The organism is Rhizobium sp. USDA 3886 (assembly GCF_056279785.1).
In genome coordinates this window covers 122,748-137,069 of the sequence record NZ_JBWCDC010000003.1, presented here as the reverse complement: position 1 = coordinate 137,069, position 14,322 = coordinate 122,748, and the positions used below count along the sequence as shown (strand labels likewise).

Genomic DNA, 14,322 nt, shown 5'->3' with positions numbered 1-14,322 from the left:
GCTTCGTCCGGCATCGGAACGTTGCGCGTCGTCGGTTGAGACGCACTATTCCCCAAGGGCGTCATTCGCCCGCCAGTTCCGCGTTAAAAATCCGTAAAAATGACGTAAACAAAGAAAAAGCCTCCTCGATCGAGGAGGCTTAAATTTGGAAAACGCATGCGCAGCGGTCAGATCGCCAGAGCTGCCTGTACCGCCGCCCGCGCGTTCGGCAGGCCTGACCCGAAGAAATAGGCCGCGTCGAGAGCGTCCTCGCTTTCTGCATTCATGCAATCCGCCGTCAGTTTCCTCGTTCCGGGTGCGACAATGGCGTCCAGGCGGGACGCGGCTTTCAGAATGGACTTGACATGAGGACCCGAGAGGCGGTCACCGGGATTGTGGCGGCTCTTGTAGGCCCGCTGAATCAGGGCGCATAGCCCCCCCACCTGCGCCGACGCGCCGGAGGTGCCCCCGAAGGTGGTGTAGTATCCTCCACCGGTGCCGGGATTGGTTCCGAACGGCACGATTGCCGACCATGGATCGGAGCCGTGATCATAGCCGAAAATCCCCGACAGGTCCGTCGTGAGCAGCGAGAAGTGCGAATAGTAGTATTCCCGCATTCGAAAAGCACTGTAGTCGTGCTGTGCGGCAAATGGAGAAAGCCGGTCGAGGCGCAACTGATGCCGGTTGAAGACTTCCCCGTCGTCGGAGGGGGAGACAACCGTCAACCCTTCGCCGTAATTGCTGTAGCCCGAACGGAAACCTTCGACGGTAACGGCCCCGACGGCGATGATGCCGTTGTCGTCGGCGGCAAGACTTGCCGGATAGATCAGCTGGCTCTCGCCACTGTTTCCAGCGGCGCAGACGATCGGAATGTGCCGACTGATGGTGAGGATGAGCTGTTTGAGGATGTGCCACGGGCGATCCGGATTGGAGCCTTTCTGCGCAGCCTTCGGCTCCAGTTCAGGCCCACCCTGGTCGGCGAAGGCAATGCGCGTGAAGAGATTGGCGGCATCCTGGTTCTTCCACAGTTCCAAGTCGGCCTTCAGCTCATTCTTCGGATCAACGATGCTGCGTTTTGGATCCGGCAGACCACGCGGCAGGACGATCACGTCCGCCTTCTGATGATAGGCATAAAGAAAGGCAGCGATGAACTGCCTGACATCGTCTTCGAAGGACGTCCTGATAGAGATGATCCTTGAAAAAGGGTCAACGCCGAAATAGGGGATGACATTGCGATTACCGCTCGTACGCAACTCGTCGCCATTGCCGTAGAAGGCTCCCTCCGGCGGAGCGCTTGCTGTGCCTTCTTCCGCAACAACGGCGGGTTCGCCGACGATCAGCCCTGCGCAGCACGTACCATGCGATGCAAAAAGCGATTCCGGATTGTAGAGCCGCCGGAGAACACCCTCCGACGTGGCATATTCGGCAACCAGGTCACTGAGATAATCCCGGTCGTCATTCGAAAGGCCGATATTGCCGAGCGGAGCGATGCTGAGCCCGGCAAAGAAGGCATGTTTTTCTTCGCGGTCAAACGACGTAGTCGTATCGAGTATTTCGAGCACGCGCGCGCCGTAACGATGGGTCGTCAAATCGATTGACGCTTCCCGGTCAAGCCGGGTTGCCAGATTGGGATGGTCCGGAGATACGCCGACATCGATCAGCGCGACCCGCGCGGGGCGCAACGGGCCGGCGGAAGCGATGGCATCCCAGACCGTGCCGGTGATGAGGGGATCGGGGAGCGCGCGTGCGGCGCTCGCATCGAGCGCGGGTGGAGCAGGCGGAGCCGATCCGTATTCCGCGTCGACCACACCAAGCGCAGTCAGGTGCCAGAGATAATAGTAGTTGATCGGCGCGGGCTCAGGCATTTGTGATTGATCCGTCATGTTCATGATCCCTGTTGTGCAGCTGGCGAATTCAGACCCATTCGTCGTGTACGGCCTGGAATAGAGGACCGAACGCGTCGTGGAGGTAGGGAGCGAAGCGTCGGGCGAGATCTCGCCCTGCCTGCGTGTCGCTGGGATAGTGGAGGCCAGCCCATTCACGGTTCTCGGCGACGTTCTGGGCGATGCGGGCTAGCTCGTCGGTGGCCGGATGTTCCGGCAGGATCGTCGAGAACGCGAAGGCGATCGAAAAGCACTGGAACGAGTGGTTGCTGGGATAGGACTCGTGGACCGGCACGGCCAGCAACGGCCGCAGCATGGGCTCGAACTGATTTGGCCGCAGCCGGTTAAACTGGCTCTTGTAGATCAGCCCGACATATTCGCAGGCCGTCAGGATCGCCTGGAAAAGGCCTTCCGTCTGCTCGAAACCGCCGAGATCCTCGATATGCAATACGCGGGTGAATTCCGCCACGGAGATCGTCGACTCGATTTGGATGTCGGGCAGGCGCCGCACGCGTTCGCGGTCACGGCGTTGCATGGAGAGCAGCACCGTCGTCTCGAGACGCGTATAATCCGGGCCGGGTGGCGGAAGTATATCCAGCACTTCCCAAGTGAAGCGCCGCGCCGCGGTATAGGCGTTGCGTGACGGCTGCTGGTGCAGCCTGCGCAGCTCGAAGGAGGGGATAAGCTGCGACACGCCGAGGCTGGCGCCGTCCATGGGCGACTTGTTCTTATTCTTATTCTTATTTTTGTTTTTGTTTTTGTTCAGCGACGCCTTGTTGAGCACCGACTTGTTCGCCACGCTCTTGTTGAGGACCGAGGCTACGGCCATCGTCGCCATCATGGGTCCGGCCATGGGCGATGCATCTTCATCCGTGCCGAGGAAAAGCGCAGGTTCGGAGGCTGCATCAGGCGCAGCCTGCGATGCACCGGCGAGAGAATCAGCGCTGGCATCGTCCCTGGGGTCGCATGGAAGGACCGTATCCGGCTCAATCCTGAATTTATATCTGTTTAGAAACAAAACAATTTTTGATTGCGATTGCTGGATAGTCTCCGCTTCCATTGCAGCCTCCTTGCGCGATGATATGAAGAATTGTCCTGGGTTCAGCGCAGCTTGGCGCCTGCCTTGAGCAGGCCGTCGATCAAGATCTGGCCGCCGCCTGTGTTGAGCAGCGGATAGCCGCTGCCGCGAAAGGCATTGATGGAGAAGCCGCCCTCGACCACCTCAAGACGCTGCAGGTAATGGCGCGCGCCGCCGAGATCGTCGGAATGGGCATGACTGGAGGCAAGATAGCGCAGCAGGCTGTTGAAGTTCGGCCGTGACCGCAGGGCTTCTTCGCCTGCAGCTATGGCTGCGGCATGATCGCCTGCAAGCGCTGCTGCAATGCATTTGGTCGTGTCGAAGTAGTATCTATGCGGGCTGTAGACGCCGAGCTCTTGTACCCAACGCGCCATGGCCACGGCCTTATCGGGCTGGCCTGCATAGCAATGAAGCATGGCGTAGAGATCCCAGCTGAGCGGCAGAGCCGGGTTCAGGCGGATTGATTTTTCGAACAGGTTAGCCGCATAGTCATATTCGCCGAACAGGAACGAATGGACGTGGCCGACGAGCGCGAGCGACACGGAATTCTGCGGATCGAGCTCCAGCGCCTTGCGCGCATAGGCCTGGGCTTCCTCGATCAGATGCGCGTCGAGCGCGTTGAAACGTTGGCCGACCTGGAAAGTTCGAATGAATGACAGCCAGGCAAACGTCGATGACCGCGGCTGATACTGGATCTGTTCTTCCAGGCGCCGCTCCGCGTTATCTAAATCGCCGCGGGACAGCCGAAAGATCGCATTGACGGCGTCGATCAGGAGGCCGTCTTGCGACAGTCGGCCATCGTTTGCCTGGGTCTCCTGGAAATAGGCCAGCTGATCGACGGCCTGGCTGATCAACGCAGCAGCGGTACCGAACTCGCCTCGCTCAAACTGCGTGCGGCTGATTGCCTGACTGCCCAGCCAATGAATACGGTTGTTGATCAGGTGCTTCATCACCAGTTCGATCAGCACCATGTCACCGTCAAACGTCAGGCGAAGCTGTAGAAATATCGGAAGGCTGATCTGCTGTTCGCTCTGTTCAATATCCGGCAAGGTGAAGGAGAGGTCGGTGACGCCAATGCCCAGCCCATCGATGATGGCTTTTGCAATGAGGTTTTGGAACCGTGTCGCAGCAATTTGTCCACCCTCTCCGGCACCCACCACGATGGGGGACTGAAGGGCCATGATCCATTGCCAGCCACCGTCGCTTGGCCCCCGATATGAGTTGCTGCTGGCGATTTCCAGGGCTTTGCCTTGTCTCGGCATATCCGGGGCGCCTGTTAATGGCAGCAGGGCGGAATGTTTGGCGATATCGCGGCTCGGCTGCTGTCGCGGCTCGAATACATCGTGGACTTGTCCTTCATCGAGCCGGCGATACCAGTTCTGCCGTTCCAGCGCCAACCAGTCCTCGAACTCCGGATCGCGGATGTCGATACCTTCGAGCAATTCGTCGGTGATTTGGTCGGCCGACCGCTCCATCCGAACCACCAGGTCGGTGTCGAGTACGAGTCGGTCCATATCCAGCCAAACGGTATTCTTATCCGCGATCAAAAGATCACGTGCCGGCCCCAAAGTCTTATGAATGTCCAAAAGGGCCTGGCGTAGACTAGCTGCCGCCTGGTCGTCGGAGCGATCGCTCCACAGCTTGTCCCTAAGCCAGATTCTCGAGCGCGAGCCCCGAGCGGACAATGCAAGCATCGCCAGAAGAGCCTGGGCTTTTTTGGATTTCGGAGTAACCGGCCGCCCTCCAGCGTCCACAAGGGCAAAAGGCCCGAGCAGGAACATCCGAAACGGATTTTGCTCCTTGTCCATGCGATCCACAGGCCCCGCCCCCGTTGCCTCCGACGCGCTCGTTTGGCAGCCCGAAGACCTAGCATCCGCAGACCAGTCTGCCATAACTGCGGCGCCAGGCAAGCCACCGGGAAGGGAAATCGGGATTCCGAAAGGCATATTGATGCTTTGGCGATGGTCGAACTGAAGCATAACCGGCTGAATTCCTCTGGGTAATTTCGCAAACCGGCCGTAGCACCCTACCGTCAAAGCAGCGTCAAAGTAGAGACACCCCCAGACGCGCTCGGCGAAATAGGTCGCTCCGTCACGCCCGTCGATTAGATCACGGATTATGGCTTCAAGCGCGCGTGAACCCCGCTTGGCCGCATGAGTGCGACCTGAGCGCGCGACCAGTCAAGGACCTGTGCTCCCACCGGATGCCGTTCGCTTACGTAGCTGTCGAGCAGACCAACCGGCGCATCACCGCGGATCGTGGCAGCCAGCTTCCATCCCAGGTTCATTGCGTCGTCAAGCCCAAGGTTAAGCCCTTTCTCGACGTATGGAGATGCGCGATAAAGTTTCAGTCCAAAAATAGTACGGGTGAGAGCAGATGGATCCGGACGATGCGGTTCATAAAGCAAGTGCGAGCTGCGGTTCGTCTTTCTCGTCATCATGGTCGAGGGACGAGAGGGTCACGCCCAGCAGTCGGATTCCCTTCGGAACAGGAAAGATCGGCAAGAGCAACAGCTCCACAATGTCAGTGATTTCGGCCGCGCTCGTAGCCGGTACGGCTGCGGTCTTGCTCCTGGTGATCTGCGTAAAATCCGCCCACTTCACCTTGAGCGTCACGGTCTTGCCGCGAATACCCTTGGCCTCGCAGTAGCGCCAGACCTTGTCGACGAGCAGCTGCAGGCTGGCGCGAGCGGCTTCGAGATCATGAATATCCTTCCGAAACGTATCCTCGGCGCCGATGGATTTGCGGACGCGATCCGGCTTCACCTCGCGCTCGTCGATACCGCGGGCGATCCAGTAGAAATATGGTCCCGATTTCCCGAACTGCTGCTGCAGGAAGGCGCGATCGCGGGCTTTCAGATCCGCGCCGGTCTCAATCCCGAGCCTCAGCATCTTCTCAGCTGTTGCGGGTCCGACACCGTGGAATTTCTTGACGGGCAGGGCCTCGACGAAGGCTGGACCCTGCTTCGGCGTGATGACAAACAATCCGTCGGGCTTGCGCTGGTCGGAGGCCATCTTGGCGAGGAATTTGTTGTACGAAACACCGGCCGACGCTGTAAGTCCGGTCTCGGCCCTGATCCTGGCGCGGATTTGCTCGGCGATCTCGGTTGCGAACTCCATGCCCTTGAGGTTTTCGGTGACGTCGAGATAGGCTTCGTCGAGCGACAGCGGTTCGATCAGGTGCGTGTATTCGGAAAAGATCGCATGAATCTGCTCTGAGACCGCCCGGTAGACGTCGAAGCGGTGTGGCACGAAGATCAGCTCTGGACATTTGCGCCTGGCGGTCACCGAGGGCATCGCCGAATGGACACCGAATTTGCGTGCCTCGTAACTGGCGGCGGCGACCACGCCCCGCGCCTCCGGATAGCCGACAGCGACCGGTTTGCCGCGGAGCTCCAGATTATCGCGCTGCTCGACAGAGGCATAGAACGCGTCCATGTCCACATGCAGAATCTTGCGCACGCCACCGGCAGGTGAGGGAACCACGTCGGTTCCGCTCCTGCCATCGCCTTCCGGCTCCCGCGCGATCAACATGCATTTCCTTTCACTTTACGGCTATCCATCTTATCCGAACCTGCGCCTGGATTGAGCAGCAGTGAGCGAACGATCCTGGCATCGCGAACGACCACCCTCTCTGCCGCCCATCGAAATTTGCGGATAGGATCGTGCGGATGATCGCGTCCCTATCCCGCTGTATTTGATCAGCGAATCCTCAAGCACGGAGCCTCGTCCACAAGTTGAATGATCATTCAACCCAGAAGAGTCGCTCGAGGGTTGATTGACTCCTGTTCGGTTTAAGAACAGATAGGGAACATATCAGCAGTTTCTACCGTTGCAAGCCCGAGGAGGTGCCATTTCGCATGCGTGACCGCGCCGTCAACCCTATCATCGCCGAGCTGCGCGAACGCATCGAGCGGCTGGAGGGCGGGGTGGTTCGTGGTCGGGCGACTCTTCCATTCGCCGTTCCGGCGATCGACCGCCGGCTGCCGGGAGGCGGGCTGGCGCTGGGTGCGCTGCATGAGGTTGCTGGCGGCGGCAATGGCGCGATCGATGGCGCCGCGGCAGCACTGTTTGCCGCCGGGATCGCGGCGCGTACCAAGGGCAAGGTGCTCTGGTGCGTCACACGGCCGGACCTCTTCGCACCGGCGCTTGCCCAGGTGGGCCTGCTGCCTGGGCGGGTCATCTATGTCGAAGCGGGTGACGAGAAGGCACTACTCTCCTGCATTGAGGAGGGACTGCGCCATGGCGGGCTTGGCGCTGTCGTCGGCGAACTGGCACGGCTCTCGATAACAGCGTCCCGCCGGCTGCAGCTTGCCGCCGAAAGTTCAGGCACGATCGGCATCGCCATCCGCCGCTGGCGGCGGCAGACCGAGGCTTCCGACCTCGGGCAGCCGACCGCATCGGTTACACGCTGGCGCGTCTCGGTGTTGCCGTCTTCTCCCTTGCCGGTTCCAGGCGTCGGCCGCGCCCGCTGGCTGCTTGAACTTATCCGCTGTCGCGCCGGTGAAAGTGCTGATTTTGAAGTGGAGGCCCCAGATGCCAAGGGTCGTATCGCTCTTCCTTCCGATGTGGTCCACGGATCGCCTCAGACGGAGACTGGGCGACGCCGCGCCTCCGCCTGAGACGCCGCTCGTCCTAATCGGCCGCCAGCAGAGGCGGCGCGTCGTGCTGGCCGTCGATCAGGCAGCACGCGCGGCCGGCTTGCGGATCGGGATGCCGGCAACCAAGGCGCAGGCACTGGTGACCGGCCTCGTCGTCATGGATGCGGATCCGGCGGCCGATACCGAGGCGCTCGAACGTCTGGCGCTCTGGGCGCTGCAACGCTATGCGCCGATCGTTGCCGCCGATCCGCCTGACAGTCTGGTGATCGACACGACCGGCGCCGATCACCTGCATGGCGGCGAGGAGCTGATGCTATCGGGCATGGTCAACCGCTTCTTCGCCTCGGGCATTGCCGCACGCGCGGCAGTCGCAGACACCTGGGGTGCCGCCCATGCCAGTGCGCGGTTCCGGGCCAACCCGACGCTTGTCGTTCCGCCGGGTAACCAGGCTGACGCCATCCGAGATCTGCCGGTCGCCGCGCTGCGGGTCGACCCAGCCATCGTCGATGGTCTTCGGGTTCTCGGCTTCAACACGGTCGGCGAACTTACGAGCCAGCCGCGCGCCCCGCTGGCCCTTCGCTTCGGACCGGAACTCGGCCGCCGTCTCGATCAGGCGATGGGACGGATCGCCGAGCCGATCGATCCGGTGCGCCCGCCGGAGCTGGTCGAGGTCCGCCGTGCTTTTGGCGAGCCGATCGCCGCGGCCGAGACAATCGCGCGCTATACCGCCAAGCTCGTCGACCAGCTCTGTCACGCGCTCGAGGAAAAAGGTCTCGGCGCCCGCCGCGTCGATCTCTTGTTCCACCGCGTCGACAGCTCCTATCAGGCCATCCGGGCCGGAACCGCGGCGCCGGTTCGCGACGTCAAGCGGCTGAGGCGGTTGCTCACCGACCGGATCGAGACCATCGATCCCGGCTTCGGCATCGAGATCATGTCGCTCACCGCGACGCATGCCGAACCGCTCGTCGCGCGGCAGGTGATCTCGTCGCTGGTCGAGGAACCGGAAGCCGATGTTTCCGGGCTGATCGACATCCTCGGCAACCGCATCGGCGAGAGGCGGCTCTATCGTTTCGCGCCGGTTGCCAGCGATGTGCCTGAGCGTTCCGTTACCCGTGTGGCGCCGATGACCCCGGACAATGGCGAGACATGGCCGGATCACTGGCCGCGACCGGCCCGACTGCTCAAGCATCCCGAGCCGATCGAAACGATGGCGCTGTTGCCCGATCATCCGCCGGTCAGCTTCACCTGGCGTGGCACTCGACGCCGCGTCAAGCGCGCCGATGGTCCCGAGCGCGTCTTCGGGGAGTGGTGGAAACGCGATGCCGAACTGGTTGCGGTCCGCGATTACTTCCAGGTCGAGGACGAAGCGGGCGAACGCTACTGGATCTTTCGCGCCGGTGACGGTGAGCACAGCGAATCCGGCAGCCACAAATGGTTCCTCCACGGGATATTCGGATGACGGCAACTGAACGATATGCCGAACTGCAGGTCACCTCGCACTTTTCGTTCCTGCGCGGAGCGTCCTCCTGCGAGGAAATGTTCGCGCGGGCGGCCGGACTCGGCATCGAGGCCTTGGCGATCGTCGATCGCAATTCGCTCGCCGGTATCGTCCGCGCTCATCAGGCGGCCAGGGATACCGGCGTCCGGCTGATCGTCGGCTGTCGCCTTGATCTCACCGACGGTCTGTCGGTGCTTGTCTATCCGACTGACCGGTCGGCCTATGCGCGGCTTTGCCGTTTGCTGTCGCTCGGCAAGAAACGCGCCGGCAAGGCGAAATGCCGCCTGGATTGGGCAGATCTCGTCGCCTATGGCGAGGGGCTGATTGCCGTTTTCATCCCGGACCAAGCCGACGACACCTGCGCTCTCAACCTGCGTCGCCTGCGCGAGGCCTTCGGTGATCGCGCCTATCTGGCACTGACACTGCGCCGAAGGCCGAACGATCAACTGCGTCTGCACGAACTGTCGAACACGGCGGCGGCGGCGCGGGTGCCGACGGTCGGCACCAATGACGTGCTGTTTCATGATCCCGAGCGGCGCATCCTGCAGGATGTCGTCACCTGCATTCGCCACAACGTCACCATTGATGACGCCGGCTTTAGGCGTGAACGGCATGCTGATCGCTATCTAAAACCGCCGGAAGAAATGGCGCGGCTCTTTAACCGCTATCCGGAGGCGCTTGCCCGCACCATCGAAATCATCGAGCGCTGTCGTTTCTCGCTCGATGAACTCGCCTATCAATATCCGGAGGAACGCTCGCATCCGGAACTGACACCGCAGCAGACGCTGGAGCAGCTCACCTGGGAAGGGGCGGCTGAGCGTTATCCCGAAGGTCTGCCGGACAAGGTGCGCAAGAACCTCGAGCACGAGCTGCGACTGATCGAGAAGCTCGAATACGCACCATACTTCCTGACGGTGAACTCGATCGTCCGCTTTGCTCGCTCAAAGGACATTCTCTGTCAGGGCAGGGGATCGGCCGCCAATTCCGCTGTCTGTTATGTGCTTGGCGTTACCTCGATCGACCCGGACCGCAACGACCTGCTGTTCGAGCGCTTCGTTTCGGAACAGCGCCGCGAGCCGCCCGATATCGACGTCGATTTCGAGCACGAACGGCGCGAGATCGTCATGCAATGGGTGTTCGACACCTATGGTCGCGACCATGCTGCTTTGTGTTCGACCGTCATCCGCTATCGCTCGAAGGGGGCTGTCCGCGACGTCGGCAAGGCGTTAGGCCTGCCGGAGGATATGACGAAGCTGCTGTCGTCGCAGGTCTGGGGCTGGGGCGAGGATGTCGGTGCCAAGCATGCCGAGGATCTCAATCTGAACCTTGGCGACCGGCGCCTGCGCCTGACACTGGATCTCGCCCGGCAACTGATGGGCGCCCCGCGCCATCTCTCGCAGCATCCCGGCGGCTTCGTGCTTACCCGTGACCGCCTCGATGAACTCGTGCCGATCGAGCCGGCGGCGATGGTCGACCGCCAGGTGATCGAATGGGACAAGGACGACATCGACATCTTGAAATTCATGAAAGTCGACTGCCTGGCGCTCGGCATGCTCTCCTGCATGAAGCGCGGCTTCAATCTGCTTGCTGAGCATAAGGGCATCACTGTCGATCTGGCGACCATCCCGGCCGAGGATCCACGCACTTATGCGATGATCAGGAAGGCCGACACACTTGGCACTTTCCAGATCGAAAGCCGGGCGCAGATGTCGATGCTGCCGCGGATCAAGCCACGCACCTTCTATGACCTCGTCATCGAGGTGGCGATCGTCCGCCCCGGCCCGATCCAGGGCGACATGGTGCATCCCTATCTTCGTCGCCGTGAGGGCAAGGAGAAGGTGGATTATCCCAAGCCCGAACTGGAAAAGGTGCTCGGCAAGACGCTCGGTGTGCCGCTCTTCCAGGAGCAGGCAATGCGCGTGGCGATTGAATGCGCCGGTTTCACGCCGGGAGAGGCCGATCAGTTGCGCCGCGCCATGGCGACCTTCAAGCATACCGGTGGGGTATCGAAATTCGGGCAAAAACTGATCGCCGGCATGGTGGCAAACGGCTATGAGCCGGAATTTGCGGTAAAGACGTTCAAGCAGCTCGAAGGCTTCGGCAGCTACGGATTTCCGGAAAGCCACGCGGCCTCCTTCGCGTTGATCGCCTACGCGTCCTCCTGGCTGAAATGCTGGCATCCCGACGTTTTCTGCGCCGCTCTCCTCAATGCCCAGCCGATGGGTTTTTACGCACCGGCCCAGATTGTTCGCGATGCTCGCGACCACGGCGTCGAGGTCCGCCCGGTCTGCGTCAACTTGAGCCGCTGGGACTGCACACTTGAACCGGCGGACGACGAAGACCGGTTTGCCGTGCGGCTGGGGCTACGCATGGTCAAGGGTCTTGCCAATGCCGACGCCGCGGCGATCATCACCGCACGCGCCGACCAGACCTTCGTCTCGGTCGATGATCTCTGGCGCCGCGCCGGCGTGCCGGCGGCCTCGCTCGTTGAGCTTGCGGAAGCCGACGCCTTCCAGCCGTCGCTGAAACTTGCCCGGCGAGAGGCGCTCTGGGCGATCAAAGCGCTGCGCGACGAGCCGCTGCCACTGTTTGCCGCCGCATCGGCTCGGGAGAACGCGACCGTGGTGGAGATCGATGAGCCGATCGTGGCGCTCAGGCCGATGACGGCAGGCGGCGAGGTGGTCGAGGATTATGGTCATGTCGGGTTGACACTACGGAGCCATCCGCTGTCATTCCTGCGTGCCGATCTCAACCGCCGGCGTATCGTCACTTGCTCAGAGGCGATGCAGGCGCGCGACGGCAAGTGGCTGGAGGCCGCCGGCCTTGTTCTCGTCCGCCAGCGGCCGGGCTCCGCCAAGGGTGTCATGTTCATCACGCTCGAAGACGAGACCGGCATCGCCAATCTCGTCGTCTGGGTGAAAGTGTTCGAGAAGTATCGCAAGATCGTTCTCGGCGCCGGTATGATCGGCGTTTATGGCCGCATCCAGCGGGAAGGGGACGTCGTGCATCTGGTCGCCCACCGGCTGACCGATCTGTCAGCGGAACTCGCAAGCGTTGGCGATCGGGACATGGCGTTTCCGTTGCCGCATGGGCGTGGCGACGAGTTTCATCATGGTGCGCCGAGACCCGATCCGCGCGGGTTGTCGAAGGGGCTGCGTCCGAGGGATATCGTGGATCCCTATCTGCATCTCGAGGCGATCAAGGTGAAGACGCGGGATTTCCGGTGAGGGCAAAGAAGGGCCTGGTTCGAATGCCATCAAGGCGATGTAGATGGCGCCCGCAGAGAAAAGGCAGCACCGGTAGAGCGCCGACTGTTCGAGGTTTATGCTAGATCGGCGGACAATTTTGAATCTTACGCGATCTTCACGGAAAAATTGCTTGCCGTCATCATGCTTACGTGACGACTAATGGGAAGCGGTTCGGGCTTCAGCCGGGCGGCCGTTCGGACCGTGAGTTTCCTGCACCCTCAACACCGGCGCTTCAGCTAAACCATCATCGAGACTATCAAGAAATGACCATCTCACCTCCCTTTCTCGGCTTTCCCGATCGCCTCGCCGATAGCCGCAGGCCGCGTGCGGTGATCTTCGGAGCCGGTCACGGCAGCACCTATCGCGGCAAGGACAGCAGCGGCTACGCCTTGGCCGCCGACGCCATCCGCGCGGCGAGCCAGGACGATGCCGCGCTCGTCGACCACTGGGATTTCGATCTCGCCGGCCCGCTGTTCGACGGCAAGCCGGCCTGCTGCATCGACGCCGGCGATATCCCGACCACCATGCATGACAATGCCGGCAACCAGGCCCGGATCGAGGCGAAAACGCGCGAGGTCCTGACATTGCCGGCCGTACCGATCCTCCTCGGTGGCGACGATTCCGTGCCCATTCCCTTCCTCGCCGGCTTTGCAGATCACGGGCCGGTCTGGATCCTGCAGATCGACGCCCATATCGACTGGCGCGACGAGTTGCATGGCGAACGCTACGGCTATTCGAGCCCGATGCGCCGGGCGAGCGAGATGCCGCATGTCGTTGGAATCGTGCAAGTCGGTCTGCGTAGCGTCGGCAGCGCGCGCATTACCGACATCGAAGCGGCGCGGCATTATGGCAGCCGCTTCGTGACGGCCCGCGAGATTCACGCCCAAGGCGTCGAAGCCGCTCTCCGGCATATTCCGGAAGGAGCGCGGGTCGTGGTCACTCTTGATTGCGACGGCCTCGATCCCAGCATCATGCCGGGCGTGGCGGCGCGTACGCCCGGCGGCCTCACCTACACGCAGGTGATCGACCTGATCGCAGGCCTTGGCAGGCGCGCCAGGATCGCAGGATTCGACCTTGTCGAGCTCTATCCTCCCGCCGATATCGACGGCCTGTCGGCGCTCATCGCCGCGCGCCTTCTCGTCAACGCGATCGGCGCCATTGTCCGGCAGATTTGAAACCCGGTTTCCTGTCGCAGCGCTAACCCTGAATATCGATGCGCTATCCCGCACGGGCGGATCGATGTAATTTATGGAACGAATCGCTGCTTCGGTCTGCCGGCATATGGAAACTTCGCTTTACTTGCCCGTCAAAGGCATTCTCGAGAAGGCAGGTTACATCGTCAAGGGCGAAGTTGGCGGCTGCGACATTGTCGGCCTCAGCATTGACGATCCGCCTTTTGTCGTAATCTGCGAGTTAAAACTGAGCTTCAATCTGGAGCTCATACTGCAGGCCGTCGACCGGGCTGCCGTTTCAGATGAGGTATGGATCGCCGCCAGGGTTTCAGCCAAGGGCAAAGGACGGGAGGCCGACAAACGGTACCGTGACCTATGCCGCAGGCTCGGCATCGGCATGCTCGGCATTTCCGATGCCGGCGATGTCGGCATTATTGTCGGTTCCGTATCGCCGATGCCGCGAAGCAATCCGAAACGGCGTTCGAAGCTCATGCGGGAACACCAGAGACGGCGCGGCGATCCAGCACTAGGTGGGAGCACACGCGCGCCAGTTATGACGGCGTACCGCCAGCAGGCACTCGGCTGCGCAGCAGCACTGGCGTCAGGACCGTTGCGCGTGCGTGAAATCAGATCCAGCGTACCGGATGCCGGGAAGATTTTGCTTTCGAATGTCTATGGCTGGTTCGAACGGCTCGACAGAGGCGTCTACGGCTTGACAGACGCCGGGCGGGAAGCACTCCAGCGATGGCCGCAGCCGGACTGCAGGCAGATCAATAGCCAACCCGGCCTTACTTTGGCTCAACAATAGGCCTTCTGCCCCTCAATCGGCCAAAGATTTCGATCTTCGTCGGTCGTAGCGCCGGG

The 14,322-nt window shown here is 61.6% G+C and carries 9 protein-coding genes and 1 pseudogene; 5 read left to right on the top strand and 5 right to left on the bottom strand.

Features of this window, described 5'->3' with window-relative positions; genetic code table 11:
• Positions 1-167 precede the first annotated feature (167 nt).
• From ACZ9BX_RS23430 to dinB, 5 genes and pseudogenes are all read right to left on the bottom strand, one after another.
• Entirely contained in the window at positions 168-1,862 is a 1,695-nt protein-coding gene (locus ACZ9BX_RS23430; RefSeq protein WP_476220422.1) for a S8 family serine peptidase, read from the bottom strand.
• A gap of 31 nt (positions 1,863-1,893) precedes the next feature.
• Complete coding sequence (locus ACZ9BX_RS23425) at positions 1,894-2,922, bottom strand: phosphatase PAP2 family protein (RefSeq protein ID WP_476220420.1); 1,029 nt, start codon at positions 2,920-2,922, stop codon at positions 1,894-1,896.
• 41 nt (positions 2,923-2,963) lie between these two features.
• Positions 2,964-4,919, bottom strand: a complete 1,956-nt coding sequence (locus ACZ9BX_RS23420) for an SARP family transcriptional regulator (protein ID WP_476223015.1) — start codon at positions 4,917-4,919, stop codon at positions 2,964-2,966.
• A 78-nt stretch (positions 4,920-4,997) separates the two neighbouring features.
• A pseudogene (locus ACZ9BX_RS23415) lies at positions 4,998-5,272 on the bottom strand (FAD-dependent monooxygenase); the annotation flags it as partial.
• A gap of 64 nt (positions 5,273-5,336) precedes the next feature.
• Complete coding sequence (gene dinB / locus ACZ9BX_RS23410; RefSeq protein ID WP_476220419.1) at positions 5,337-6,473, bottom strand: DNA polymerase IV; 1,137 nt, start codon at positions 6,471-6,473, stop codon at positions 5,337-5,339.
• Between the two features lie 326 nt (positions 6,474-6,799).
• On the opposite strand from dinB, the gene ACZ9BX_RS23405 reads away from it, so the two are divergent.
• The 5 genes from ACZ9BX_RS23405 to ACZ9BX_RS23385 all read left to right on the top strand — a co-directional run bounded on the left by ACZ9BX_RS23405 (position 6,800) and on the right by ACZ9BX_RS23385 (position 14,266).
• Positions 6,800-7,561, top strand: a complete 762-nt coding sequence (locus ACZ9BX_RS23405) for an ImuA family protein (RefSeq protein ID WP_476220418.1) — start codon at positions 6,800-6,802, stop codon at positions 7,559-7,561.
• Positions 7,476-8,999 (top strand): Y-family DNA polymerase, encoded by a 1,524-nt coding sequence (locus tag ACZ9BX_RS23400; protein ID WP_476220417.1) that lies wholly within the window; start codon positions 7,476-7,478, stop codon positions 8,997-8,999. The genes ACZ9BX_RS23405 and ACZ9BX_RS23400 overlap by 86 nt, the downstream gene beginning before the upstream one ends.
• A complete protein-coding gene (locus ACZ9BX_RS23395) occupies positions 8,996-12,265 on the top strand; it encodes an error-prone DNA polymerase (RefSeq protein ID WP_476220415.1) in 3,270 nt (1,089 codons plus the stop codon). Before ACZ9BX_RS23400 ends, ACZ9BX_RS23395 begins: the two co-directional genes overlap by 4 nt.
• A gap of 284 nt (positions 12,266-12,549) precedes the next feature.
• Complete coding sequence (locus tag ACZ9BX_RS23390; RefSeq protein ID WP_476220414.1) at positions 12,550-13,461, top strand: agmatinase; 912 nt, start codon at positions 12,550-12,552, stop codon at positions 13,459-13,461.
• 106 nt (positions 13,462-13,567) lie between these two features.
• Positions 13,568-14,266, top strand: a complete 699-nt coding sequence (locus ACZ9BX_RS23385; protein ID WP_476223014.1) for a DUF2161 domain-containing phosphodiesterase — start codon at positions 13,568-13,570, stop codon at positions 14,264-14,266.
• The last annotated feature ends 56 nt before the right edge of the window (positions 14,267-14,322 follow it).